Raw genomic sequence first — 25,419 nt, 5'->3', positions numbered from 1 at the left:
ATAATTAAGTAATGACAAGTAATCTCATGGCCGCAGTCACAAAACCACTCAAAGGTATTCGTGTTCTCACCCTCGCTTTGAATCTACCCGGCCCAGCCGCAGTGATGCGGCTGCAGGCCATGGGCGCTAAGTGCACCAAGCTTGAACCGCTGGCGCCCAAAGGCATGTCCACGGCGGACCCCATGGGTATTTACAAACCCGCTGCGTATGAGGTGATGCACCAAGGCTTAAAGGTTTTGCAAGCCGATTTGAAGTCTGAACGTGGCCAAGCCGCTCTGCACAAACAGCTGGCACAGACCGATGTGCTCATCACTTCGTTTCGCCCATCGGCGTTGACCAAGCTGGGCTTAGCCTGGAAAGAACTGCACAAGCGCTACCCTGCGCTCTGCGTGGTGAGCATCGTGGGTGCACCTGGTGAACGTGCAGAAGAAGCAGGACACGACTTGACCTACCAAGCAGACAGCGGCTTGGTGAATGGGCTGGAAATGCCCGCGAGCTTGTATGCCGATATGGGTGGCTCTTTGTTTGCCACAGAAGCGGTGCTGCAAGCCTTGCTCTTGCGTCAACGCCCAGGCCGTACACAAGGTAAAGGCGTGTTCCACGAAGTTGCGTTGTGCGAGGCATCCGCCTACTTAGCGCTCCCCCGCACTTGGGGCCTGACGCTGCCCAGCGGCGATGTAGGTGGCGCACATGCGGGCTACAAGATTTACCCCTGCAAAAATGGACGCGTGGCAGTGGCCGCCTTAGAACCGCACTTTGCAGCACGTCTGTGTGAAGCCGCAGGCTTGCCCCAACAAGCGGCCATGCAAATGCACAAACGCAGCACGCATGAAGCGATTGCCAAGTTCTTGACCTCGCAAACTCGCGCACAACTCGACAAGCTGGCCAGCAGCAAAGACATTCCCTTGCACACGCTTCCGCGCTGAATACGCTTGTGACCCAAAAGAAAACGCCCCTTGCATAGGGGCGTATTTCTATGTGCTTCAGCGCAAATGGCGCAATGGATGCGCTGATGCAGGCCAGGGGCTTTCAAAAAATGGCAACACCATCTCTGACGTGACATCCGTAATGCGCGAGGGCTGCCACTTCGGTGTGTGATCTTTGTCAACCGCCAAAGCGCGGATGCCTTCCACCGTTTCACTGCTGACGCCGCGACGAGATAAATGGTCGGTCTGAAAACAATGACGCACCAAATCTCGCTCCATGCGCAAGTCATCGGCAAGCGTCATGTTCTTACCTCTGCGGACTTGCTCTAGCGTGACACACAGCATCAACGGCGATTGATGGTGCAAAGCCTTCAAGGTTTGCATCGACCATTCATCATCGCCTTGCAGGGCTTGCTCCATGTCTGCCACTGTGGCTAAGCCGAACACCTGATCAATGCGGGCAGCTTGCCATGCTGGCGTTTGAGTCAATGCTTGCGCAGTGGAGGCCTCCGCCTGTTCGCGTAGCCACTTCACCACAGCATCGCCAGTGGCCCACTCATGCTGCTGCAACGCATCCCACAGCGCAGGCAAGGCCATTGAATCGACACACACATCGGCCAAGCCCACATGCAACGATTCACCGCCGCGCAGCACATAGCCCGTGAGTGCCAAATATTCACCCATGTAGGCGGGACATGCAGGACCAGCGCAACGCCCCAAGAAATAACCACCGCCGACATCTGGGAACAAGCCAATGTGCGTCTCGGGCATCGCCATCTTGGTGCGCTCAGTCACCACGCGCAGCGCTGCACCTTGGCTGATGCCCATACCGCCGCCCATGACGATGCCATCCATGAACGCGATGTAGGGCTTGCTGTAGTTTTGAATTAAGTGGTTGAGGCTGTATTCCTCGGTAAAGAAGTCTTCCAGCGTGACGTCACCGCTCAGCGCGGCTTGGTGAAAGTAACGAATGTCACCACCTGCACAGAAGGCACCGAAGGGTCCCTCTTTGTTGCTACCGCGCACCACGACTGCCTTGATCAGCGCATCGTCTTGCCACTGCTGCAACACATGGTTGAGCTCGCGCACCATGGCCAACGAAAGCGCATTCAAAGCTTTGGGGCGATTGAGGGTGATCAAACCCAAATGGCCCACGCGCTCGGCGTGCACGTCGGTGGTGTAGGTGGACATGGTGACTCCTTTTTCAAATACTGATGTGTATTTTCTTCAATTCAATATCCCATCAAACAACTGAGATGCACCCGCGCGACACATCAAAAGTCGAGACGTAAAAAAGCCGAGGCGAACCTCGGCTTTTTTCAAAACAAGTGGATCACTTGTTGCGCTTGCGCTCGTGCTCTTTCAAGAAGCGCTTGCGCAGACGCACGCTCTTAGGCGTGATTTCGACCAACTCATCGTCCTCGATGAATTCCACACCGTATTCGAGTGTGAGGTCGATCGGAGGCGTGATCTTCACGGCGTCTTCTTTACCAGACACGCGGAAGTTGGTGAGCTGTTTGGTACGTGTGGCGTTCACCACCAAGTCGTTGTCACGGCTGTGGATACCCACAATCATGCCTTCGTACACAGGGTCGCCGGCCTTCACAAACATGCGGCCACGGTCGTCCAACTTGCCCAAGGCGTAGGTGAAGATTTCACCGTCGTCCATGGAGATCAACACACCGTTTTTACGACCAGCGATGTCGCCTTTGTGTGGCTCGTAGCTGTCAAAGATGTTGGAGATCAAACCTGAGCCACGGGTCAAGTTCAAGAATTCGTTGGTGAAACCAATCAAGCCACGGGCAGGAATGCGATATTCCAAACGCACACGGCCACGGCCATCGGGTTCCATATTGACCAATTCACCTTTACGCTCACCCAAGGCTTGCATGACGCCGCCTTGGTGCTCTTCTTCGATGTCGGCTGTCACCAACTCGATGGGCTCATGTCGCTCGCCATTCACATCTTTGAACAACACGCGTGGCTTAGACACCGCCAACTCGTAGCCTTCACGGCGCATGTTTTCCAACAGAATGGTCAAGTGCAATTCGCCGCGACCAGCGACTTCAAAAATGCCGTCTTCGTCGGTTTCCTTCACGCGCAGGGCCACGTTGTGCTGCAGCTCTTTCTGCAGGCGGTCCCAGATTTGGCGGCTGGTCACAAACTTGCCATCACGGCCTGCCAAAGGCGAGGTGTTCACGCAGAAGTTCATGGTCAGGGTGGGTTCATCCACCTTGAGCATGGGCATCGGTGCAGGATTATTGGGATCAGTCACTGTCACGCCAATGCCGATGTCGGCAATACCGTTGATCAACACGATGTCGCCAGGGCCAGCTTCAGTCACTTGCACGCGATCCAAACCTTGGAAGGTCAACACTTGGTTGACACGACCTTTCACAGATGAGCCATCAGGCCCTTCCATGACCAACACGTCCATGCCGGGCTTGACCTTACCTTGGCTCACACGGCCCACGCCGATACGGCCAACGAAGGTAGAGAAGTCAAGCGCAGAGATTTGCAACTGCAAAGGTGCTTCAGGGTCACCGCTGTTCGGCGGCACATGCTTCAAGATGGTGTTGAACAAAGCTGACATGTCGGGGCCCCACTGCTCGCCAGCAGCACCCTCTTCCAACGACGTCCAGCCGTTGATGCCGGAGGCGTACACCACGGGGAAGTCGAGTTGTTCGTCGTTTGCGCCGAGTTTGTCAAACAAGTCGAAAGCGGCGTTGACCACCTTGTCGCAATTCGCGCCAGGCTTGTCCACCTTGTTCACCACAACGATGGGCTTCAAGCCCAAAGCCAAGGCCTTTTTGGTCACGAAGCGGGTTTGAGGCATGGGGCCTTCTTGCGCGTCGATCAACAACACCACGCCGTCAACCATCGACAACGCACGTTCCACTTCACCACCGAAGTCCGCGTGACCAGGGGTGTCAACGATGTTGATGTGTGTGCCTTCCCAGCTCACGGCGCAGTTCTTCGCCAAGATGGTGATGCCGCGCTCGCGCTCGATGGCGTTGTTGTCCATCACGGTGTCAACCACTTTTTCGTGGTCAGCAAAGGTACCCGATTGACGCAGCAACTGGTCAACCATGGTGGTTTTGCCATGGTCAACGTGGGCGATGATGGCGATGTTGCGAATTTGCTTACTCATGCTTTTTCTCTTCCTTTATGCCTGCTCGGCCAGCGAGGGCTGGTTGGCAGACGATCTTTCCAAAATTTGTTGAATTTCAAGGGGACTCAACAATCGCCCCGGAATCAACTCCCCCGCTTTGACGTGGGCGCTGCCCAGCAAAGCACGTGGTTTTTCTCCAAACACACACACGCGGTCTTGGTCAGTCCAAGCGCCACGACGACGCACACCGCTCAAAAAGCGACCTGCATTTTCCGCATCCAATGTGACAGCGGTGTGGTCTGACAACAAACACTCGACAGGCATCAAGCGCGCTTCGCGCGCGGGCTCTGCCATCGCCGTGAGGTCTTCCAACGTCACGCAATCCGCCGCCACAAACGGGCCTGTCGCCACACGGCGCAAGGCGCTCAAATGACCACCACACCCCAAAGCCTCGGCAATGTCTTCGCCCAAAGTACGGATGTACGTGCCTTTGCTGCACACCACGCGCAAACGCAAAAACGGCGCATCGCCATTGAGCTGCATGTCTAGCAGCTCTAAATCGTGAATCACCACATGACGTGGTTCGCGCTCAACGGTTTCACCCGCGCGCGCATATTCGTACAAAGCTTTACCGTCCTTTTTCAAGGCACTGTACATGGGCGGCACTTGCGTGATCGGCCCCATGAAACGGTCTAGCACCTCCACCACTTGACCCACGGTGCAAGTGACAGGACGCGCTGAAGTCACTTCACCTTCGGCATCCGCCGTGCTGGTTTTGACACCCAAGCGCACAGTGGTTTCGTAGGTTTTGTCAGCATCCAAATGGAGCTGACTGAATTTGGTGGCAGCGCCAAAACACAGAGGCAACACGCCAGTAGCCAACGGATCAAGCGTACCGGTGTGGCCAGCTTTTTCAGCACGTAACAACCATTTAGCTTTTTGCAGCGCATCGTTGCTGGACAAACCCATCGGCTTGTCCAATAACAACACGCCATGCACAGGGCGTCGTTGCACGCGAACGCGCGGCATACGTGTGTTGGAAGGCTTCGCGCTTCCTTGTGACTGCCCCACGGCGCTCATGTCAGTCGTCCTTCGCTTTGGAAGCGACGGCCTTGGCAATCAAGGCGTTCATGTCTGATGCGCGTTCAGGCGTGCGGTCATACACAAAGTGCAACGTAGGCACGGTGTGGATGTGCAAGCGTTTGAACAAGCCATTACGCAAGAAACCTGCAGCTTGGTTCAAGCCCTCCCCGGTCTTCACGGGGTCGCCGTTTAACACGCTGAAATGCACTTTGGCATGGGCGTAATCGGGCGTCACTTCCACGCCTTGCAGCGTGACCATACCCACGCGTGGGTCTTTCAACTCACGCGAGATCAACTCGGCCAGGTCGCGCTGGATCTGGTCGGCCACTTGGTAGCTGCGGTTAGGGGTGCTGCTCGGTTTACGTGCCATGCCTCATCGCACAAACGCTTTACAGCGTACGTGCCACCTCTTTGATCTCGAAGAATTCCAACACGTCGCCTTCGACGATGTCGTTGTAGTTCTTGATGGTCAAACCGCACTCGAAGTTTTCTTTCACTTCTTTGGCATCGTCTTTGAAACGCTTCAAGCTGTCGAGCTCGCCAGTGAAGACCACCACGTTGTTGCGCAACAAGCGCAACTTCGCGTTGCGACGCACCACACCGTTGGTGACCATACAGCCCGCGATCGCACCAATCTTGCTGACGCGCAGCACTTGGCGGATCTCGGCGTTACCGATGATTTCTTCCTTCTTGTCAGGCGTGAGCATGCCGGACATCGCCGCTTTGAGGTCGTCCACAGCGTCATAAATGATGTTGTAGTAACGGATGTCAACTTCGCTGGTCTCAGCCAGCTTGCGCGCACCAGCGTCAGCTCGGGTGTTAAAGCCAATGATGACGGCCTTCGAAGCAATCGCCAAGTTCACATCGCTCTCGCTGATGCCACCGACCGCGGCGTACACGAGTTGCACCTTGACTTCGTCGGTCGACAACTTGAGCAACGATGCAGCCAAGGCTTCTTGTGAACCTTGCACGTCGGCTTTGACGATGATGGGCAGAGTTTTGACTTCGCCTGCAGCCATTTCGGAGAACATGTTCTCCAGCTTGGCGGCTTGTTGCTTGGCCAGCTTGGTGTTGCGCACCTTGCCTGCACGGTAGGTGGCGATTTCACGGGCGCGTCGTTCGTCAGACATGACCATGAATTCATCGCCCGCTTGTGGCACTTCGGTAAGACCTTGGATTTCCACAGGAATGGATGGACCGGCCGACTTGATGGGCTTGCCGTTTTCGTCCAACATGGCTCGCACGCGACCATAGGTTTGGCCGGCCAACACCACATCACCCACGTTGAGCGTACCGGACTGAACCAAGACCGTGGCTACTGGGCCGCGACCTTTGTCCAAACGGGCTTCGATCACCAAGCCTTTGGCCATGGCATCGACGGGCGCTTTGAGCTCGAGCACTTCAGCCTGCAAGAGCACTTGCTCCAGCAACTCATCAATGCCAGTACCGACCTTGGCCGACACTTCACAGAAAGGCGAATCGCCACCGAATTCTTCGGGTACCACTTCTTCGGCCACCAGTTCGCCTTTGACGCGTTCAGGATTGGCACCGGGCTTATCAATCTTGTTGACGGCCACCACGATCGGCACACCCGCCGCTTTCGCGTGTTTGATGGCTTCTTTGGTTTGCGGCATCACGCCGTCGTCCGCCGCCACCACCAAGATGACGATGTCGGTGGCTTTGGCACCACGTGCACGCATGGCCGTGAAGGCCTCGTGACCGGGCGTGTCCAAGAAAGAAATCATGCCGCGTGGTGTTTCCACGTGGTAAGCGCCAATGTGTTGGGTAATGCCACCAGCTTCGCCAGAGGCGACTTTGGCGCGACGGATGTAGTCGAGCAACGACGTTTTACCGTGGTCCACGTGACCCATGACCGTCACCACAGGTGCGCGTGTCACAGCTTCGGCGTGGTGAGCAGATGCTTCTTCTTCGGTGAACGCTTCTGGGTCATCCAACGCAGCGACCACCGCTTTATGGCCCATTTCTTCCACCACAATCATGGCGGTGTCTTGGTCTAACGGCTGGTTGATGGTGGCCATTTGGCCGAGCTTCATCAACTGCTTGATGACTTCAGAGGCCTTGATGGCCATCTTGTGGGCCAACTCGCCCACGGTGATGGTCTCGGGCACGTGCACTTCGAGCACGCGCGCCTCGACAGGTGCTTGTGGTGCGCGGTCGTCATCACGATCGCGGTCACGGCGGCCTTTGGGGCCACCACGCCAGTTGTTACGTCCCACACCACCTGTGGCATCACCACGGGTTTTGATGGTTTTCTTTTTCGCTTGATCATCGGCCCAGCTAGAGGAAAGCTTGGCACTCTTGACTTCTTTGTTACCTGCACCTGCTGCACCGGAAGTGCTTGGTGCAGCCGCACCAGCGCGTGCACCAGCAGCGCCTGCAGGCTTGTGCAAGGTGCCTTTGATCGCTTTGGCATCAGGTGCTGGCTCAGGCTTCTTAGCCACCAATGTTTTGGCAGGTGAGCTCATCATCTGACGAATCGCCTCAGCTTCGGCCAAGGCTTTGCGGCGACGCGCGTCCAAGTCGGCAGCACGCGCAGAATCTTCCTCTGCGCGAGCCTTAGAAGCAGCCGCAGCTTCGGCACGTGCCGTCTCAGCAGCTTGCGCCTTGGCATCCGCATCAGAGGTTTCAGCAGCGGATTCAACCGCAGGCGCAGCAGCCTCCGCAACTTGAGCCTGTGCTTGTGCTTTCGCCGCATCTTGCTTGGCGCGCTCTTTTGCTTCTTGTTCTTCGCGCTGGCGGCGCTTTTCAGCCAACTCTTCCTCTTGACGACGAATCAACTCGGCCTGGCGACGGGCTTCTTCTTCACGACGTGCCAATTCGGCATGGTCAATCAGCGGTGCAGCCGGCTCTTGCACGACCGCTTGAGCCGGCGCTACGGGTGCCTCTGCGGCCGCATCTTCGTCACGTTTCACGAAGGTGCGTTTTTTACGCACTTCCACTTGAATGGTGCGCGCTTTGCCTGTGGCGTCGGCTTGTTTGATCTCGGTGGTCGATTTCTTGACCAAGGTGATTTTTTTGCGCTCAGGCGATGCTGTGCCATGGCTGGCTTGCAAATGGCTCAAGAGCTTCTGTTTGTCACCTTCGGTCAGCACATCGCTGGCCGAAGATTTGGCGACGCCCGCTGCCTTGAGCTGGTCAAGCAGGGTGTCGGTGGGTTTTTTGAGTTCGCTGGCAAACTCGGCTACGGTCGTACTGGTCATTTCTGGTATTCCTCTCCATGACCATTACTCTTGACCCGTGAACCAATGTTCACGTGCCTTCAAGATCAGGGCTTTGGCATCTTCTTCGCTTTGGCCTGTGATGGCTGTGAGCTCGTCCACGGCCAAATCGGCCAAATCGTCACGGGTGTGTACGCCGCTCTCGGCCAACTTAGGCAAGAACTCCGCATTCAATCCTTCGAGGTCGCGCAAATCTTGCGACACCTCTTCGACGCTCTCTTCGCGTGCAATTTCCATCGTCAACAACGCGTCTTTGGCGCGGGTGCGCAACTCGTTGATGGTGTCTTCGTCGAAGCTTTCGATTTCCAGCATCTCTTGCAAGGGCACATAGGCCACTTCTTCCAAGCTGGTGAAACCTTCTTCGATCAGGATATCCGCCACTTCTTGGTCCACGTCCAACTTGGCCATGAACAATTCGCGGATGCTGTGTGTTTCGTCAGCTTGTTTCTGAGCAGACTCAGCGGCATCCATGATGTTGATTTTCCAGCCGGTCAATTCAGCTGCCAAACGCACGTTTTGGCCGCCGCGACCGATGGCGATGGCGAGGTTTTCTTCGTCCACCACCACATCCATGGCGTGACGCTCTTCGTCCACCACGATGGAGCTCACGTTGGCAGGTGCCAAAGCGCCAATCACAAACTGAGCTGGGTCTTCACTCCACAACACGATGTCCACGCGCTCGCCTGCGAGCTCGGTGGTCACCGCGTTCACGCGAGTGCCACGCACGCCAACGCAAGTACCGATGGGGTCCACGCGCTTGTCGTGAGAAATCACAGCGATCTTGGCGCGTGAACCAGCGTCACGGGCGCAAGATTTGATCTCGAGCATGCCTTGTTCGATTTCTGGCACTTCATGGCGGAACAACTCGACCATGAATTCTGGGGCTGAACGCGACAAGATGATCGGCGCGCCACGCAAGGTGAGGTCTACGTCCATGATCATGGCGCGCACACGGTCACCACTGCGGAAGTTTTCCTTGGGAATCATTTCGCTGCGACGCAGACGACCTTCGACGCGACCGGATTCGACAATGATGTCGCCTTTGTCCATGCGCTTGACAGTACCGACAAAAATCTTATCGCCGCGTGACATGAATTCGTTCAGCAACATTTCGCGCTCAGCATCGCGAATTTTTTGCAAGATCACTTGCTTCGCAGCCATCGCGCCAATGCGACCGATGGGCAAAGACTCGACAGCTTCTTCGATGTATTCGCCTTCTTCGACGTCGGCCACGCGCTCGCGAGCGTCCATCAGCATTTCTTCAGCATCTGGGTTTTGCAAGCCAGCTTCATCAGGCACCACCAACCAGCGGCGGAATGTTTCGTACTCGCCTGTGTCGCGGTCCATCGCCACGCGGATGTCCACGTCGCCTTCGTACAGCTTTTTGGTGGCTTGGGCCAACGCCAACTCAACGGCGCCAAACACCACATCGCGTTCGACGTTTTTCTCGCGCGAGATTGCCTCGACCAGCATCAACATTTCGCGGTTCATGATCGGTTACTCCTTCTCTTACCTATGTTCAACGGGGCTTTTTGCCCTTGAAATCCACAATCGGGGCCAGACGCGCGTCGCGCAATTCGTCCAGCGTGAAACCCAGTGCATGCACTGGCATTTCGGCTAATCTTTTGGGGCTTACTTTTTGCCCTGGCTTGGCCTTGACTTCATCACGCCAGGTGATTTGCCAGCCCGCGCCATCGTCGGTACGTTCTAAGGTGCCACGGAATTTTTTGCGGTTGGCAGCCACTTGACCGCCACCGGCTTCGCCGATCGGCGCTTTGAGCGTCAGATCGACCTCTTCTCCCACAAAGCGCTCGAAATCAGCCTGGTGGCGCAAGGGGCGATCAATGCCAGGCGAAGACACTTCCAAGCGGGCGTAATCAGCGCCATCCACTTCAAGGGCAAACTGCAACTGTCGGGTGACGCGCTCGCAGTCTTCGACATTGACCAACTGCATAGGCTCACCTGCGGTCCAAGGCATGTCAATCGTGATGCGCAAGAGACCCCCTGCAGAGCGCTCAACCTCTACCAAGTCGTAACCTAAACCGGTCACTGTTTGTTCTACTGTTTGCTGCAAACTCACGTCGTCAAATCGCCTTGAAATCCAATGTTCAAAAAACAAACGACCAAAAAAAACGAGCGGTAGTTACCCGCCCGTTTGGTCGTGAAGCGCTTATTGTAGCGCCTAAATGCTTGATTATCAAAGGATAAATGGGATTTTTAGGCCTCGCCCCCTAGCAAAATCTTCGTGTAAGGGGCTTGCGGATTGTTCATGACCTGTTCAAACGTCCCCGCCTCGACCACCTTGCCGCCTTGCATGACCATCACATGGTGCGCCATAGCGCGGATGACCGACACATCGTGGGTGATGAGCAAGTAGCTCAAACCCCGCTCGCGCTGGAGCTTTTGCAGCAGTTGAATAACTTGCAGCTGCGTTGTGGCGTCCAAGGCGCTGGTGGGCTCATCCAAGACCAAAACCTGCGGCTCAATGACCAAGGCTCGCGCAATGGCTAAGCGCTGGCGTTGCCCACCCGAAAACTCGTGCGGGTAGCGCTGCAACAGCCCCGGAAACTCGGTTTCGGTCAAACCCACCGCAGCCAAAGTCACCAAAATGCGTCGTAAGCGCCCTAATTCATCCAAGTCTGGCGCATGCAAAGTCAGACCTTCGGATACCAGTTCTTGCACGTTCATACGCGGGGATAGCGAGGAAAACGGATCTTGGAATACCACTTGCACCTTGCGACGCAAGGGCAAGTCAGGCGCAGCTTTACCTTGCCAAGCCTGCCCATCCACGGTCAGTGTGCCTTCGTGCGGAATCAGCCCCAAGGTCGCCAAAGCCAAGGTGGTTTTGCCTGAGCCAGACTCACCAATCACGCCCAGGGTTTGGCCTGCACGCAGATCGAAGCTGGCTCCCTGCACAGCAACAAACTGGTCGTCCTTGAACCACCCTTTCCAACCGACTCGGCGAACGGGGTAGCACACGCGCAGCGCGCGGGCTTGTATGACAGCCGGCGCATTGCTCTGCGCCTCAACCACCTCCCGCGGGGGTTGGCTATTGATCAATTTCTGGGTGTATGGATGATTGGGGTATGTCAACACCACATCGACTTGCCCAGACTCGACCACAACGCCCTTTTCCATCACCAACACTTGGTCTGCAAAATAACGCACGGTGTTGAGATCGTGCGTGATGAGCAACACAGCCATGCCAAAACGTTTTTGCAAGTCGTTGAGCAAATCCAATATTTGAGCGCGCAGCGACACATCCAGTGCAGTGGTGGGCTCATCGGCCACCAACAAGCGCGGACGACACGCCAAAGCCATGGCAATCATGACACGTTGGCGCTGCCCACCCGAAAGTTGATGTGGATAAGCGCTGGCACGGCGCACAGGCTCTGGAATGCCTGTCAGGCTCAGTAGCTCAATCGCTTCGTGCCAAGCTTCTGCACGCGTCATGCCACGCTTGAGCTCTAACACTTCAGCGATTTGGTTCCCCACCATGAGTAAAGGATTCAGAGCCGTCATCGGCTCTTGGAAGACAAAAGCGATGTCTTGCCCACGGATATTGAACAGCTCTTTTTCGCTGAGTTTGACGAGGTCATGGGTCTGCGGCGCTTCTGTGGCATCTGGGCGCAAGGTGTCTTCATCTTGCGCAATCCACAACACACGCCCTGAGACACGAGCACCTTCGAGCAACTTCACAAAACTCAGTGCTGTCACGCTTTTGCCGGACCCTGACTCCCCCACAAGCGCAAGCTTTTCGCCAAGGTCTAAGTTAAAGCTAATGCCTTTGACGACATCTTCGGCTTGGAAACCAATGCGTAAATCACGCACTTGAAGTAAAGGTAGTCTCATGTGCGCGCCTTTCTGGGATCGAGCGCATCACGCAAAGCATCGCCCATGAAAGTCAACAGCATCAAGGTCACCACCAACACCACGAAAGTAAACAATGAAATCCACCAAGCATCGATGTTGTTTTTGCCCTGCGCCAGCAACTCACCCAAGCTCGGCGTGCCAGGCGGTACACCCAACCCCAAAAAGTCCAGTGAGGTGAGCGACAAAATAGCTGCGCTCATGCGAAACGGCAAGAAGGTCACCACAGGCGTAAGACTATTGGGCAACACATGTCGCCACATGATTTGCAGGTTGGACAAACCCAGCGCACGCGCAGAACGCACGTAATCAAGTTGACGGTTACGCAAAAACTCGGCGCGAACGTAGTCTGACAAACCCATCCAACCAAACAAGCCCAACAAAATCAACAGCAAACTGACGCTGGGGTCAAACACCGCAGAGAAGATGATGAGCAAGTACAGCTCAGGCATGGCACTCCAAATTTCAATGAATCGTTGCATGGCCAAGTCGGTTTTCCCACCGAAGAAACCTTGCAAAGCCCCCGTCAAAATGCCAATCACAGTGCCGAATAACGTCAGTGCCAGAGCAAACAACACTGAAATACGAAAGCCGTACAGCAAACGTGCCAACACATCACGCCCTCGGTCATCCGTCCCCAACCAGTTATCGGCTGACGGCGGCGCGGGATTGGGCGCTTTAGCGAAGTAGTTCAAAGTGCTGTGGTGATAAGGCACAGGCGGATACAAAGCCCAGTTACCAGGCTTGTCAAACTGAGCTTGAATGAACGGATCTAAAAAGTCAGTGGGCGTATCAAAGTCACCGCCAAACGTGGTTTCAGGCTGGTTGTGCAGGATGGGCATGTAAAAGCTGCCGTCATAGCGCGCCAACAAAGGCTTGTCATTACACAGCACTTCAGCCAACAAGCTCAGACCAAAGAAAAAGACAAACAGCGCCATGCTGTAAAAGCCAAGACGGTTATGCCTAAACCTCAGCCAAGCACGCTGGGTGGGCGACAAAGATGCTTCAGTCGAATTTGACACGCGGGTCCACCCATACATAACAAAGATCGCTGATGAGCTTGGTAACCAACCCAATCAACGTGAACAGATACAACGTCCCCAACACCACGGGGTAATCTCGACGCATCACACTTTCATAACTCAACAAGCCCAAGCCATCCAGCGAAAACAAGGTTTCAATCAACAATGAACCCGTAAAGAATGCACCAATGAACGCTGCAGGGAAACCTGTGACCAGCGGAATGAGTGCGTTGCGAAACACATGGTTCCAGATCACGCGCCGTTCTGACAGACCTTTGGCCCGAGCGGTCAGCACGTATTGCTTGCGAATTTCTTCTAGCATGGCGTTTTTGGTCAACAGCGTGGTCACAGCAAAAGCGCCCAACACGCTCGACGTCACAGGCAAAACAATGTGCCAGAGGTAATCCGTGATTTTGGCGCCCCATGTGAGTTGCTCCCAGTTGGCTGAAGTTAAACCTCGCAAAGGGAACCACTGCAACTGTCCACCAAATACCACCAACAAAGCCACACCCAGCACAAAGCCGGGAATGGCAAAACCGATCAGCACAAACAAACTGGTCACCCAGTCAAACGTCGAACCTGCACGCACCGCTTTGGCCACGCCCAAAGGCACCGAGATGAGGTAACTCAAAAGGAATGTCCACAACCCCAAACTGATGGAGACGGGCATTTTTTCTTTGACCAACTCCCACACTGTTTTGGGATAGAAAAAGCTTTTACCCAAATCGAACACAGCAAACTGTTTGAGCATTTGCCAAAAGCGTTCAGCGGGTGGTTTGTCAAAGCCATATTGCTGTCGAATTTCCTCGATACGTGCAGCATCGACACCTTGACGGCCGCGATAGCCAGCGCCGCCAACCGCAGCACCCTCTCCGCCCGTATCACGCCCCTGCAGCTGCGACACCATTTGTTCAACAGGACCGCCCGGCACAAACTGGATGACCACAAACGTCATCAGCAAAACGCCCAACAACGTAGGAATCATCAACAACAAACGTCTGAGAATGTACGAACTCATGGCGCACGCTCCGCTCTTTTAGCCGCCGCCAAAGTGGCACGGTTATCAATCGTGGCCCACCATGTGGCAGACGCCCAGGTTTCAGGCTGGTAATAGCGCGGCATCACGGCTGGCAACTCGAAGCGTCCATTGCGCCAAGCAACACGATGTACCCCACCATACCAATGCGGCACGGTGTAGTGGCCGTGTCGCAGCACGCGGTCTAAGGCCCTCAGTGCAGTGATGAGCTGAGGCCGTGTTTTGGCTGAGGTCACGTGGTCCAGCAAGGCATCAACAGCTGGGTCTTGAATGCCAATGAAGTTACCAGAGCCCTCTGTGGTGGCAGCCTTGGAGCCAAATCGCTCCATCAATTCGGTGCCTGGCGACTCGCTGCCCACGATGCGATTGCTGATGATTTCAAAATCAAACACATCCAAACGTTTTTGCAACACAGCGAAATCAATGATTTTGTAGTTCACTTGAATGCCAAGTTTTTCAAGGTTCTTGCTATAGGGCGTGATGACACGGCCCATCGTGCCCGAGTTGTCTAAAAACTCCAAAGTGAAAGGCTCACCCTTGGCGTTGCGCAAAGCACCATCACGGTAGGTCCACCCAGCTTCGGCAAGCAAGGTTTTGGCACGACGCAAATGGTCGCGCAAAGTTTCACCTGATTTGGGATCTAACGAAGTGCGTGGCGGCAGCGGTACAGCTTCGCTGAATACCTTGGGAGTGAGCTTGTCGCGCAACGGTGTGAGTAATGCCAATTCAGAAGCATCGGGCATGCCTGTGGCTTCAAACTCACTGGCGACAAAGTATCCACGCACACGTTGGTAGGCACCGTAAAACAACTGACGGTTCATCCACTCGAAATCCATCGCAAGCTCAATGGCCTCCCGCACACGCACATCTTTGAATTTGGGCAAACGGGTGTTGAACATGAACCCCTGGAAATCGCCTGCGTTGTTGTGCTTGAACTCGCTTTTCATCAATTCACGACTGACAAATTGCTTGCCTGTGTACCCCCTCGCCCACTCACGAGCGATGAACGATTGCACCAAATCAAACTCGCCTGCTTTGAAGCCTTCTAGCTGCGCCGTGTTGTCTTTGTAAAGACGGTAAGTGATGCGATCAAAGTTGAACATGCCTTTACGCACATTCAAGTCGCGAGCCCAATAGTTGTTGTCTCGCTCATAGCTCACGTCCCGACCAAAGACGACACGGCCCATTTTGTAGGGACCGCTGCCAATAGGCGTGTCCGTCACAATTTTGTCGAGAGGTTTTGGATAGCCATTTTCGCCGCCCCATTGGCGGCTGAACACAGGCATGGCACCCACGATCAAAGGTAGCTCTGGGTTGACGCGTTTGAAATCAAACCGCACGGTACGTGAATCCAGCACTGCGACACCGGCCACTTCGGCGTATAGCGTTCGAAACTGTGGCGCAGCTTGCTTGCTGATCAGTTGCTCAAACGAGTGCTTGACATCCTCCGCCATGACAGGATCACCATTGTGAAAGCGGGCTTGTGCACGCAACTTGAATGTCACTGAACGACGATCCGACGCTACGCTCACATCTTCGGCTAACAAGCCATAGGCTGTGGTAGGTTCATCCATCGTGCCCGTCAGCAAAGACTCAAACACCAAGCCCGTCAGCCCAGGTGCTGCATTGCCTTTGAGGGTGAATGGGTTGTATTTATCAAAGCTCGACAAACGTGACGGCGGCACCAACACCAGCTCGCCCCCCTTGGGCGCCAAGGGGTTGGCATAGTCGAAGTTTTTGAAGTTAGCAGGGTATTTAATGTCTCCAAATTGGGCATAGGCGTGGCCAGCCCACGATGGACCAGAGCACAAAAACGCCAACAAAATGAAGAAGCTACGCATGCGACAATTCTGCAAGATTTTTTTGGAGAGATTTCATGAGTAAAAAAACAGGTTTCCTGTCTGGCAAAAAACTTCTGATCACAGGCGTGTTGTCCAACCGCTCCATCGCTTATGGCATTGCCAAAGCATGCCACGACCAGGGCGCCGAGTTGGCTTTCAGCTACGTGGGTGAGCGATTCAAAGACCGTATCACCGAATTCGCTGCCGATTTTGACTCTAAGCTCATTTTCGACTGTGACGTGAGCAGCGATGAGCAAATCACTCAAATGTTCAAAGATCTGTCGGCTCATTGGCCCACATTTGACGGTTTTGTGCACTCCATTGGCTATGCGCCCCGCGAAGCCATTGCAGGCGATTTCTTGGATGGTTTGTCGCGCGAAGGTTTTGCCATCGCCCACGACATCAGCGCCTACAGCTTCCCCGCAATGGCCAAGGCGGCCCTGCCCTATCTCAACGACAACTCCGCTGTTCTGACCCTGTCGTACTTGGGAGCCATTCGTACTGTGCCCAACTACAACACCATGGGCCTCGCCAAAGCCTCTCTCGAAGCGTCTGTGCGCTACTTGGCCGAATCTTTGGGCGCCAAGGGTCGCGGCTTGCGCGCCAACGGCATCAGCGCCGGCCCCATCAAAACACTGGCAGCCAGCGGCATCAAAGGCTTTGGCAAGATTTTGAGCGTGGTGGCTGAAGCTTCGCCCATCCGTCGTAACGTGACCATCGAAGACGTGGGCAACGTCGCAGCATTCCTGATGAGCGATCTGGCTGCAGGTATGACCGCTGAAATTAGTTATGTCGACGGCGGATTTAGCCAAGTTGTAGGTGGCATTGCCGAGCCTGTAGCCGAGTAAGCTGGCGCTCCTGGCCACGCGGGGTGGCCACATGTGTGGGCTGTGCGCCCCAAGGAGATGGCCATGCAACGCCGCGATTTGCTCACTCACCTCTCCTTGGGCTGCCTCGGCAGCCTCGTAGCTTTACCCGCAAGGGCCACACAGCCGCCTGCGCTTTGGCTGGCCAACCCGTATCAAGGCGATGAAAAACTCACGGAGTACTGGGTGAGTGAAAAATACGATGGGATACGCGGCTATTGGGATGGTCGCCAACTTTTGAGCCGAAGTGGCAAAGTACTCACCCCACCCAATTGGTTCGTAAAAGATTGGCCAACACAGCCATTTGAGGGCGAGCTTTGGGCTGGACTGGGGCAGTTTGAGCAAGCTGCTTCTGTCATCCAACAAAGACAAGCCCCTGACAGCGACTGGCACGCCATGCGCTTCATGGTGTTTGACATGCAAACGCCGAACCAAGCGTTCACCGAGCGAATTGTGAGGTATCAAAACATCGTCAAAGAGATCGGTAAGCCTTGGGTTCAGGCCGTGACTCAAAGCCAAGTGCCATCTCATGCGGCATTGAAAGCTCTACTGAACACAACCGTGAAAGCGGGTGGCGAAGGCTTGGTACTGCACCGTGGCAGCAGTCTGTACCAAAGCGGGCGTAATTCTGATGTCTTCAAGCTCAAACGCCAAGAGGATGCAGAAGCCAAAGTAGTCGGCCATGAAGGTGGCCAAGGCAAACATGCGAAACGCCTGGGCGCCTTGTGGGTCGAAACACCACAAGGCCTACGCTTCAAACTCGGCACAGGTTTTTCAGACTTTCAAAGAGAAAACCCACCAGCCGTGGGCCAGTGGGTCACTTATACCTATCGCGGACTGACTGACAAAGGCGTGCCGCGTTTTGCCAGCTTTGTGCGGATTAGGCCTGCGGTTGAGCGCTGAGACCAGCAGCCCGCACTAGGTTTTGACGCAGTCGGCGTAATAACGCTTCACGCCATCCGCCCCCACCTCTTCCACCAAACCGTGGATATCGGTTTCAAAACCGGGACATTGCAAGTTGAATTCGCGGGCGAACTTGAGGTAGTCCACGATCTTCTTGTTGAACACTTCACCTGGGATGAGCAACGGAATACCCGGTGGGTATGGCGTGACCAAGCTGGTGGTGATGCGGCCCAGTAAATCGTCCACAGGCACACGCTCGGTGTTGCGGTGTGCGATTTGTGCGTAGGCATCGCTGGGCTTCATGGCGGGTGTCAAGTCGCTCAGGTACATCTCGGTGGTCAGACGTGCGATGTCGTACTTGGCATAGAGCGTGTGAACGTGCTGGCACAAATCGCGCAAGCCCATGCGCTCGTAAGCACGGTGCTTTTGGCAGAACTCGGGCAGGATGCGCCACATGGGTTGGTTGCGGTCGTAGTCGTCTTTGAATTGCTGCAACGCGGTGAGCAACGAGTTCCAACGGCCCTTGGTGATGCCGATGGTGAACATGATGAAGAAGCTGTACAAGCCTGTCTTCTCCACAATCACACCGTGCTCGGCCAAGAACTTGGTCACGATGCTGGCAGGAATACCTGTCTTGTCGAACTTGCCGTTCAAATCTAAACCGGGTGTGACGATGGTGGCCTTGATCGGGTCCAACATGTTGAAGCCATCGGCCAAGTTGCCAAAGCCATGCCACTTGGATGACTTGCCCTTGCCTTTGATGATCCAGCTGTCTGCGCGGCCAATGCCGTCTTCCACCAGTTCATCTGGACCCCAGACCTTGAACCACCAGTCTTTGCCGTACTCGTCATCCACCTTGCGCATGGCGCGGCGGAAGTCCAGCGCTTCAGCAATGCTTTCTTCCACCAAGGCGGTACCACCGGGCGGCTCCATCATGGCAGCAGCCACGTCGCAACTGGCAATGATGCTGTACTGCGGGCTGGTGCTGGTGTGCATCAAATACGCCTCGTTGAACAAGTGACGGTCCAACTTGGTTTTTTGTGAGTCTTGTACCAACACATGACTGGCTTGGCTGATGCCGGCCAACAACTTGTGAATGGACTGCGTGGCATACACCACCGAGTGCATGGGGCGCTCGCGCTTTTTACCCATGGCGTGGTAGGTGCCGTAAAACGGATTGAACGCTGCATGAGGTAGCCAAGCCTCGTCAAAGTGCAGGTTGGCCACATAGCCGTCAAGCATGTTTTTGATGGTTTCGGTGTTGTACAACACGCCGTCATAGGTGGACTGCGTCAGAGTCAGCACGCGAGGCTTGACCTTCTTGGCATCCACACCTTTGAGCAAGGGGTTGGCCTTGATCTTGGCTTGAATCGTTGCAGGCTCAAACTCGCTTTGCGGGATCGGGCCGATGATGCCGTAGTGGTTGCGCGTGGGCTTCAAGAACACAGGTACAGCGCCGGTCATGATGATGGAGTGCAACACCGACTTGTGGCAGTTGCGGTCCACCACCACCACGTCGTCAGGAGCAACTGTGTGATGCCACACAATTTTGTTAGATGTGCTCGTGCCGTTGGTCACAAAGAAGCAATGGTCGGCATTAAAAATACGAGCCGCATTGCGCTCGCTCTCGCCAATCGCGCCGTTGTGGTCCAACAGCTGACCCAACTCTTCCACCGCGTTGCACACGTCGGCACGCAGCATGTTTTCACCATAAAACTGGTGATACATCTGTCCCACAGGGCTCTTCAAAAACGCCACGCCGCCCGAGTGACCGGGGCAATGCCATGAGTACGAACCATCTTCGGCGTAGTCGAGCAAGGCCTTGAAGAATGGGGGTTGCACGCTTTCCAAATAGCTCTTGGCTTCACGGATGATGTGACGCGCCACGAACTCAGGTGTGTCTTCAAACATGTGAATGAAGCCGTGCAACTCGCGCAAGATGTCGTTGGGCAAGTGACGTGAAGTTTTGGTTTCGCCGTACACATAAATCGGCACGTCGGCGTTTTTGCGGCGCACTTCTTCGATGAAGTTGCGCAGGTTCAATACAGCGGGGTCAAGGTCAGGGCCTGGTGTGAACTCCTCATCGTCAATCGACAAGATAAACGCACTGGCGCGTGACTGTTGTTGCGCAAACTGGCTCAAGTCACCGTAGCTCGTGACGCCCATGACCTCATAGCCTTCACCCTCGATGGCCTCGGCTAACGCACGAATGCCCAGACCTGAGGTGTTCTCAGAACGAAAATCCTCGTCAATGATGACGATGGGGAAGCGAAATTTCATGCGGGACTCCGAGCGTTTCAAGCTTGAAAAAAACAACAGCGCCGAAGTGTACTCGCCCACTGTTACAATATTGGGCTTCGGAGCGATGGATGAGTGGTTTAAGTCGCACGCCTGGAAAGCGTGTGTGGGTTAATAGCCCACCGCGGGTTCGAATCCCGCTTGCTCCGCCACCTTAAAACAAAAAAGCGCCTCATGAGGCGCTTTTTTTACGTCTGTAGTACGTTGCAGCCAGCTCAGCTACTGCTCTCCTGGGCTTTCTTAATCACATTTTTGGCATCGGTCGTACTATTGGCCGCCGCGGCAGAGCTGATGGGATTTTGAATCACCAAGCCAAGTAGGCGAGCACCATGCTCCACGGCGATGGAGCCATAGGAAATATCGCCCTGAACAATGGAATCCTTATGGAACTCCACGCGCTCAGCTGCATAAATATTGCCTTCAACTTTGCCAGCCACCATCACTCGGTGTGCCGTGATGTCACCAGACACTTCACCTGTTTTACCAATTGCCACAGTGACCTTGTTGTCCTTGGTGGTTTCGATGTTGCCCACCACTTTGCCATCGATGCGAACGCTATCTAGGAGCACCAATCGCCCGTAAATTTGAGTCGTGCGGCCAATGATGGTGTCAAAACGCTCTTGCGAGGGTGACAGTGATTTGTCTCTGAGTTTTTCAAACATGACAGGCTTTCAGAAAAAACGAATCACTCACTGCACACTGGCAGTGGTTTGCGTCAACATTTGAGTGGGATTAAGTACACGGTCATGTCGCATGACTTCGTAATGGAGATGAGGACCAGTCGACCGTCCTGTATTCCCCAATTGCGCAATGGTCTCACCACGTTGAACTTTTTGCCCTACATCAACCAAACGTTTGCTCAAGTGGGCATAACGTGTCGTGAACCCTTCGATATGACTGACTTCCACCACGTTGCCATAGGATGCATCCCACCCTGAGCGAGTGACCGTGCCAGCGGCAGTGGCCACTATGGGGGAGCCAATTTCTGCTACAAAATCCAAACCCTCGTGCATCGCCAATTGCCCTGTGAAGGGATCGTTACGAATGCCGAAACCACTGGTCACTCGGTAATCTTTCCCCATAGGAACACCCGTCGGCAATGCATGCAGCCAGCTGAGTTGAGAGGACCAGTTTTGGGTCAACATTTTCACAGCCACCTGAGTTTGTTTGAACTCATCCAAGGCAGATGCAAAATCATCATGCAAGTCATGTGAAGGCCCGCCCTGCACACGCGGTGCAACCCACGGACCACCGCGTGCATCGTCTTTTTTGCTGTATTTGTCGCGCAAGTTAACTGGCGTGGCAACTTCCATGAATTTATTTTTCAGGGTTTCGAGTTGTCGAATCTCTTGAACCGTGGCGTTCATTGTCTGACGCAAGTTGTCCAGCCGTTCGCGATAAACCGCTTCAACTTTTTGTTGTTCTGCTTCAGTCGTAACCCCGCCCATGCTTCTGGCCAAGCTTGGGCTCATTTCGATGGCGATACGAAAACCAATGAAATGCAGCAATACCCCCAAAGACACCAAGACAAATGCTGAGGCGCACACAGCCACCAGCACCTTTTTGGCTGTAATTGAAACGGTCCGCACTGAAGCGGTGGGGCCTGATACCCACATTAACTGCATAAATAAGCTCCGCGAATTTCCGGTAGATTTTTATTGGTAGACAAGAATTGTAGGGAGTTCCACCCCTAAAAGTCACTTAAATTTTTCAGATCTTGTATCAGCAATTACAAAGAATGCTTGTTTTAAAAAAGTTAATTCGATTGCGCTAAAACTTTACAAAAAGCCCGACTGATCCATCCAAAAAATGAAAAAATGCCCGAATGAACATTCCTTGGATTGAGGTAAATACCCCACTACCCCCACCTCAAAACGCCCAAAAAATAGGCACCCCACTAGCCGGTTTGGTAGCAGCTGGGGGGGATTTGTCGGCTTCTCGTCTACATGAAGCCTACTCTCAAGGCATATTTCCATGGTTCAGTGACGGACAGCCCGTGCTTTGGTGGTCACCAGACCCGAGGATGGTGCTTCGTGTCGAAGAATTCAAGTTACATCGCTCACTACGTAAAACTCTGTTGAAATTTCAAAGGAGCTCCGACCACGAATTGCGGTTTGATACTGCGTTTGAACAAGTCATTCGACACTGCGCGGAACACCGCCGATCAGGACAATCCGGGACATGGATTACCCCAGAAATGATCCAAGCCTATCTCGAACTCCACCGTTCAGGCTTCGCACACAGCATAGAAACTTGGGTGCAAGGACAACTGGTTGGAGGCCTGTATTGCGTCTCAATCGGCGATACGCTGTTTGGTGAATCCATGTTTGCTCTACAAACAGATGCCTCCAAAATTGCCCTCGCTGGCTTAGTTGCGTTTGCCCGATCGCAAGGGCTGACATGGATTGACTGCCAACAAAACACTAGGCATCTTGCATCTTTGGGCGCGAAAGAAATTCCAAGATCTGATTTTCTGACCCAAGTTGAACTAGCCGATAAAACAACAACCCGCCTATGGCATTTCGCCCCAGAACTTTGGCACCATGTAATGCATCGTGACTTATAGACATGACAACCCCCTCTGAACTTCCCTTTCATGCGCTTCAGTTTTATGCAACAGCACCCTATCCATGCAGTTATCTCATAGACCAAACAGCGCGTTCACAGGTGGCCACACCGAGCCATGCCATCACAGCTGATGTCTATGATCATTTGATCGGTCAGGGCTTTCGCCGGAGTGGGTTATTTACGTACCGCCCCTACTGCGACCGTTGTCAGGCCTGCGTTGCATTACGAGTCAACGCAAAAGAGTTCAAACCCAATAGAAGCCAGCGGCGAGCGTGGGCTCAACACCAACATTTAGAAGCACGGGTTTTAAAACTGGGGTTTGATGCTGAACACTACGAGCTGTACTTGCGTTATCAAACCCAGCGTCATGCAGGCGGAGGTATGGACGAAGACAGTACAGAGCAGTACACGCAATTTTTATTACAAAGTCGTGTCAACACGCGACTCATCGAATTTCGAGAGCCCGCAAAAAGCCACAACGACACAGGCACACTGAAAATGGTCTCGATTGTGGACGTCCTCGCAGACGGCTTATCGGCGGTCTATACCTTTTACGAACCAGAACCACTCAGCCAATACGGCACCTACGGCGTGCTATGGCAGATTGAGCAAGTCAAGAAGTTAGACCTGTCGCACGCTTATTTGGGCTATTGGATTGAAGACAGCCCGAAGATGCGATACAAGTCAAACTTTAAGCCATTTGAAAGGCTTAAAGATGGCAATTGGGAATCTCATAATTTCACATGATAAAATATTTACCATGCGAAAAACCACTTTGCCAACCACACCGAATATCCAAGTCATTGAGCGTATGTTCACGCTCATTGATGTGTTGGCTTCGCGTGAGGAAGCAATTTCATTGAAAGAAATCAGTGAACGAGCTGGCCTTCATCCGTCTACCACGCATCGGATTTTGAATGATCTGACGGTTGGTCGATTTGTTGACCGTCCCGAAGCTGGTAGCTATCGATTAGGTATGCGCTTGCTCGAATTGGGTAACTTGGTGAAAGGTCGTTTAAATGTTCGAGATGTGGCGTTTCAACCCATGCGTGAACTTCATAAACTGATTCAACAACCGGTGAATTTAAGCGTTCGTCAAGGTGACGAGATCGTCTATGTCGAACGCGCTTTTAGCGAACGCTCAGGCATGCAAGTGGTTCGAGCTATTGGGGGACGAGCCCCCCTGCATCTGACCTCTGTCGGAAAATTGTTTTTAGCACTGGACGATCCGCAGCGGGTGCGAGCCTATGCAACGCGTACAGGTCTAAGCGGACAAACACGAAACAGCTTGACTCAACTTCCAGCACTAGAGAGAGAATTAGCAAAAGTTCGTCAATACGGTGTCGCGCGCGACAACGAAGAGCTAGAGCTCGGTGTACGGTGCATGGCCTCAGGCATTTATGACGATCAGGGAAAGTTAGTGGCTGGCTTATCAATCTCTGCGCCAACGGAACGTCTGGATGATGAGTGGTTACCCAAACTGCAAGCCACGACGCACGCCATTTCGCATGCCTTGGGTTACCAAGAGAATCACAAATAAAAAAAGCCAGCACATGTGCTGGCTTTTTTTTAGTCGGATCGAAATTATGTTTGTGGACGTCCTTGGTTTGAGTGGTTTGTTTCTACCCACTTGCGCACACGCTCCGCATCGGCAATTCGACTGAGTTTGCCGGCCGAATCCAAGAACACCATGATCAACTTGCGCCCAGAAACTTTGGCTTGCATCACCAAACATTGACCTGCTTCAGAAATGTAGCCCGTCTTTTGCAAACCGATGTCCCAATTGGGGTTTTTCACCAGGCGATTGGTTGTGTTGTATTGCAATGTGCGGTTACCAACTTCGACACTGTGACTTGGGGAAGTAGAAAGCTCGCGCAAGGTAGCATCGTGATAGGCATTGCCGACCAAAGTCGCAAGATCCTTGGCACTGGATTGATTTTGGCTTGACAGCCCTGTGGGCTCTACGTAACGTGTGTCGCGCATACCCAATTGAGCCGCTTTGGCATTCATGAGCCCTACAAATGTGTGCATGCCGCCTGGATAGGTGCGGCCCAAAGCATGAGCTGCACGATTTTCGCTTGCCATCAAAGCCAGGTGCAACAACTCACCACGCGTTAATGTCGCGCCAACCCGCAAACGCGAGCTACTGCCCTTTTCAGTATCCACATCATCTTGCGTAATTGTGATGGATTCATCCATCGGCAATTTAGCTTCGCTGATGATCAACCCCGTCATCAACTTCGTAATGGAAGCGATGGGCAAAACTGCTTGGTCGTTCTTGCTGAGCAGTACTTCATGTGTATCTTGGTCGATCACATAGGCCACACTCGACTTCAGATCCAGCATGTCACTGGTGGCGTGCAAACCAGCTTTTTGGCCAAACGAAGGCACAGGCACTGCAGTTTTGAACGCTTTGGCATGTCGAACATGCGTCTTAACCACAGAAGGCTTGGTCTTTTGTACGGTTGGTTTTTTCTGTTGAACAGCGGCCTGTACGTGCGTGACACACAGTGAAGTCAGCAAACCGAGCGAAGTTGCAATCAGCAGTCGTTTCAAGTGGCGTTCCTTAAGCTTGAAAAACACATTGAGGTTAGTCTACCAAGAAAAGTGACGCAAGATCAAGGACTTGCGTCACTTATTTAACAAAATTGATAC

At 53.9% G+C, this 25,419-nt stretch carries 21 protein-coding genes and 1 tRNA gene; 7 read left to right on the top strand and 15 right to left on the bottom strand.

Annotation, left to right across the window (positions count from 1 at the left end; translation table 11 throughout):
* Positions 1-11: 11 nt before the first annotated feature.
* Positions 12-926 carry a CaiB/BaiF CoA-transferase family protein gene (locus tag QMG27_RS05920; RefSeq protein WP_281814292.1) on the top strand — a complete coding sequence of 305 codons (915 nt, stop codon included), beginning with the start codon at positions 12-14 and terminating at the stop codon, positions 924-926.
* Between the two features lie 57 nt (positions 927-983).
* On the opposite strand, the gene QMG27_RS05915 is transcribed toward QMG27_RS05920, so the two are convergent.
* The 11 genes from QMG27_RS05915 to QMG27_RS05865 form a co-directional block, all read right to left on the bottom strand.
* Positions 984-2,117 (bottom strand): enoyl-CoA hydratase/isomerase family protein, encoded by a 1,134-nt coding sequence (locus tag QMG27_RS05915; RefSeq protein WP_281814291.1) that lies wholly within the window; start codon positions 2,115-2,117, stop codon positions 984-986.
* A gap of 142 nt (positions 2,118-2,259) precedes the next feature.
* Complete coding sequence (gene typA / locus QMG27_RS05910) at positions 2,260-4,077, bottom strand: translational GTPase TypA (protein WP_281814289.1); 1,818 nt, start codon at positions 4,075-4,077, stop codon at positions 2,260-2,262.
* Positions 4,078-4,092: 15 nt separating this feature from the next.
* Positions 4,093-5,067 carry a tRNA pseudouridine(55) synthase TruB gene (gene truB, locus QMG27_RS05905; protein ID WP_281814286.1) on the bottom strand — a complete coding sequence of 325 codons (975 nt, stop codon included), beginning with the start codon at positions 5,065-5,067 and terminating at the stop codon, positions 4,093-4,095.
* Between the two features lie 52 nt (positions 5,068-5,119).
* Positions 5,120-5,491 carry a 30S ribosome-binding factor RbfA gene (gene rbfA, locus QMG27_RS05900; protein WP_281814284.1) on the bottom strand — a complete coding sequence of 124 codons (372 nt, stop codon included), beginning with the start codon at positions 5,489-5,491 and terminating at the stop codon, positions 5,120-5,122.
* A 19-nt stretch (positions 5,492-5,510) separates the two neighbouring features.
* Entirely contained in the window at positions 5,511-8,342 is a 2,832-nt protein-coding gene (gene infB, locus QMG27_RS05895) for a translation initiation factor IF-2 (protein ID WP_281814282.1), read from the bottom strand.
* A 24-nt stretch (positions 8,343-8,366) separates the two neighbouring features.
* Positions 8,367-9,851, bottom strand: coding sequence for a transcription termination factor NusA (nusA, locus tag QMG27_RS05890; protein ID WP_281814261.1), 1,485 nt, complete (start codon positions 9,849-9,851; stop codon positions 8,367-8,369).
* A 28-nt stretch (positions 9,852-9,879) separates the two neighbouring features.
* Positions 9,880-10,440, bottom strand: a complete 561-nt coding sequence (gene rimP / locus QMG27_RS05885) for a ribosome maturation factor RimP (protein ID WP_281814259.1) — start codon at positions 10,438-10,440, stop codon at positions 9,880-9,882.
* A 137-nt stretch (positions 10,441-10,577) separates the two neighbouring features.
* Positions 10,578-12,212: a dipeptide ABC transporter ATP-binding protein gene (locus tag QMG27_RS05880; protein WP_281814257.1), complete on the bottom strand. Its 1,635-nt coding sequence runs from the start codon at positions 12,210-12,212 to the stop codon at positions 10,578-10,580.
* Positions 12,209-13,270 (bottom strand): ABC transporter permease, encoded by a 1,062-nt coding sequence (locus tag QMG27_RS05875; RefSeq protein ID WP_281814254.1) that lies wholly within the window; start codon positions 13,268-13,270, stop codon positions 12,209-12,211. Before QMG27_RS05875 ends, QMG27_RS05880 begins: the two co-directional genes overlap by 4 nt.
* A complete protein-coding gene (locus tag QMG27_RS05870) occupies positions 13,236-14,270 on the bottom strand; it encodes an ABC transporter permease subunit (protein ID WP_281814251.1) in 1,035 nt (344 codons plus the stop codon). The genes QMG27_RS05875 and QMG27_RS05870 overlap by 35 nt, the downstream gene beginning before the upstream one ends.
* A complete protein-coding gene (locus QMG27_RS05865; RefSeq protein ID WP_281814248.1) occupies positions 14,267-16,129 on the bottom strand; it encodes an extracellular solute-binding protein in 1,863 nt (620 codons plus the stop codon). Before QMG27_RS05865 ends, QMG27_RS05870 begins: the two co-directional genes overlap by 4 nt.
* A gap of 35 nt (positions 16,130-16,164) precedes the next feature.
* Here QMG27_RS05865 and fabI point away from each other — a divergent pair, with 35 nt between their 5' ends.
* Both fabI and QMG27_RS05855 read left to right on the top strand, forming a co-directional pair.
* Positions 16,165-16,977, top strand: a complete 813-nt coding sequence (gene fabI, locus QMG27_RS05860) for an enoyl-ACP reductase FabI (protein ID WP_281814245.1) — start codon at positions 16,165-16,167, stop codon at positions 16,975-16,977.
* Positions 16,978-17,040: 63 nt separating this feature from the next.
* The gene (locus QMG27_RS05855) at positions 17,041-17,898 is read left to right on the top strand and encodes a DNA ligase (RefSeq protein WP_281814243.1); all 858 of its coding nucleotides are present in this window, start codon (positions 17,041-17,043) and stop codon (positions 17,896-17,898) included.
* A 15-nt stretch (positions 17,899-17,913) separates the two neighbouring features.
* Here the strand turns inward: QMG27_RS05855 and QMG27_RS05850 are convergent, their stop codons facing one another.
* Positions 17,914-20,178 carry an arginine/lysine/ornithine decarboxylase gene (locus QMG27_RS05850; protein ID WP_281814240.1) on the bottom strand — a complete coding sequence of 755 codons (2,265 nt, stop codon included), beginning with the start codon at positions 20,176-20,178 and terminating at the stop codon, positions 17,914-17,916.
* Between the two features lie 79 nt (positions 20,179-20,257).
* Here QMG27_RS05850 and QMG27_RS05845 point away from each other — a divergent pair.
* A tRNA-Ser gene (locus tag QMG27_RS05845) sits at positions 20,258-20,348 on the top strand.
* Positions 20,349-20,411: 63 nt separating this feature from the next.
* Here QMG27_RS05845 and QMG27_RS05840 read toward each other — a convergent pair.
* Together QMG27_RS05840 and QMG27_RS05835 are read right to left on the bottom strand one after the other, a co-directional pair.
* Positions 20,412-20,858, bottom strand: a complete 447-nt coding sequence (locus QMG27_RS05840) for a polymer-forming cytoskeletal protein (protein WP_281814238.1) — start codon at positions 20,856-20,858, stop codon at positions 20,412-20,414.
* Between the two features lie 27 nt (positions 20,859-20,885).
* A complete protein-coding gene (locus QMG27_RS05835) occupies positions 20,886-21,821 on the bottom strand; it encodes a M23 family metallopeptidase (protein ID WP_281814235.1) in 936 nt (311 codons plus the stop codon).
* Between the two features lie 200 nt (positions 21,822-22,021).
* Here QMG27_RS05835 and aat point away from each other — a divergent pair, with 200 nt between their 5' ends.
* From aat to QMG27_RS05820, 3 genes are read left to right on the top strand one after another with little or no spacing between them, the layout of a single operon-like run.
* Positions 22,022-22,762 (top strand): leucyl/phenylalanyl-tRNA--protein transferase, encoded by a 741-nt coding sequence (gene aat / locus QMG27_RS05830; protein ID WP_281814233.1) that lies wholly within the window; start codon positions 22,022-22,024, stop codon positions 22,760-22,762.
* A gap of 2 nt (positions 22,763-22,764) precedes the next feature.
* Entirely contained in the window at positions 22,765-23,511 is a 747-nt protein-coding gene (locus tag QMG27_RS05825) for an arginyltransferase (RefSeq protein WP_281814231.1), read from the top strand.
* Positions 23,512-23,524: 13 nt separating this feature from the next.
* Positions 23,525-24,304, top strand: coding sequence for an IclR family transcriptional regulator (locus QMG27_RS05820; RefSeq protein ID WP_281814229.1), 780 nt, complete (start codon positions 23,525-23,527; stop codon positions 24,302-24,304).
* A 44-nt stretch (positions 24,305-24,348) separates the two neighbouring features.
* On the opposite strand, the gene QMG27_RS05815 is transcribed toward QMG27_RS05820, so the two are convergent.
* Positions 24,349-25,320, bottom strand: coding sequence for a serine hydrolase (locus QMG27_RS05815; RefSeq protein ID WP_281814227.1), 972 nt, complete (start codon positions 25,318-25,320; stop codon positions 24,349-24,351).
* Between the last annotated feature and the right edge of the window lie 99 nt (positions 25,321-25,419).

The organism is Limnohabitans sp. MORI2 (assembly GCF_027925025.1).
Taxonomy (GTDB): Bacteria; Pseudomonadota; Gammaproteobacteria; order Burkholderiales; family Burkholderiaceae_C; genus Limnohabitans.
Note: the sequence above shows the minus strand (reverse complement) of the source record. Positions and strands in the feature narration are given on the sequence as shown.

Excerpts from the sequence above, each read along its gene's own strand:
- QMG27_RS05840 (WP_281814238.1), bottom strand. The coding sequence starts at position 20,858 with ATGTTTGAAAAACTCAGAGACAAATCACTGTCACCCTCGCAAGAGCGT.
- QMG27_RS05880 (WP_281814257.1), bottom strand. The coding sequence starts at position 12,212 with ATGAGACTACCTTTACTTCAAGTGCGTGATTTACGCATTGGTTTCCAA.
- QMG27_RS05920 (WP_281814292.1), top strand. The coding sequence starts at position 12 with ATGACAAGTAATCTCATGGCCGCAGTCACAAAACCACTCAAAGGTATT.
- QMG27_RS05850 (WP_281814240.1), bottom strand. The coding sequence starts at position 20,178 with ATGAAATTTCGCTTCCCCATCGTCATCATTGACGAGGATTTTCGTTCT.
- QMG27_RS05825 (WP_281814231.1), top strand. The coding sequence starts at position 22,765 with ATGACAACCCCCTCTGAACTTCCCTTTCATGCGCTTCAGTTTTATGCA.
- infB (WP_281814282.1), bottom strand. The coding sequence starts at position 8,342 with ATGACCAGTACGACCGTAGCCGAGTTTGCCAGCGAACTCAAAAAACCC.
- QMG27_RS05820 (WP_281814229.1), top strand. The coding sequence starts at position 23,525 with ATGCGAAAAACCACTTTGCCAACCACACCGAATATCCAAGTCATTGAG.
- QMG27_RS05875 (WP_281814254.1), bottom strand. The coding sequence starts at position 13,270 with ATGTATGGGTGGACCCGCGTGTCAAATTCGACTGAAGCATCTTTGTCG.
- nusA (WP_281814261.1), bottom strand. The coding sequence starts at position 9,851 with ATGAACCGCGAAATGTTGATGCTGGTCGAGGCAATCTCGCGCGAGAAA.
- QMG27_RS05835 (WP_281814235.1), bottom strand. The coding sequence starts at position 21,821 with ATGCAGTTAATGTGGGTATCAGGCCCCACCGCTTCAGTGCGGACCGTT.
- fabI (WP_281814245.1), top strand. The coding sequence starts at position 16,165 with ATGAGTAAAAAAACAGGTTTCCTGTCTGGCAAAAAACTTCTGATCACA.
- QMG27_RS05915 (WP_281814291.1), bottom strand. The coding sequence starts at position 2,117 with ATGTCCACCTACACCACCGACGTGCACGCCGAGCGCGTGGGCCATTTG.
- QMG27_RS05870 (WP_281814251.1), bottom strand. The coding sequence starts at position 14,270 with ATGAGTTCGTACATTCTCAGACGTTTGTTGTTGATGATTCCTACGTTG.
- QMG27_RS05855 (WP_281814243.1), top strand. The coding sequence starts at position 17,041 with ATGCAACGCCGCGATTTGCTCACTCACCTCTCCTTGGGCTGCCTCGGC.
- aat (WP_281814233.1), top strand. The coding sequence starts at position 22,022 with ATGAACATTCCTTGGATTGAGGTAAATACCCCACTACCCCCACCTCAA.
- QMG27_RS05865 (WP_281814248.1), bottom strand. The coding sequence starts at position 16,129 with ATGCGTAGCTTCTTCATTTTGTTGGCGTTTTTGTGCTCTGGTCCATCG.
- rbfA (WP_281814284.1), bottom strand. The coding sequence starts at position 5,491 with ATGGCACGTAAACCGAGCAGCACCCCTAACCGCAGCTACCAAGTGGCC.
- truB (WP_281814286.1), bottom strand. The coding sequence starts at position 5,067 with ATGCCGCGCGTTCGCGTGCAACGACGCCCTGTGCATGGCGTGTTGTTA.
- typA (WP_281814289.1), bottom strand. The coding sequence starts at position 4,077 with ATGAGTAAGCAAATTCGCAACATCGCCATCATCGCCCACGTTGACCAT.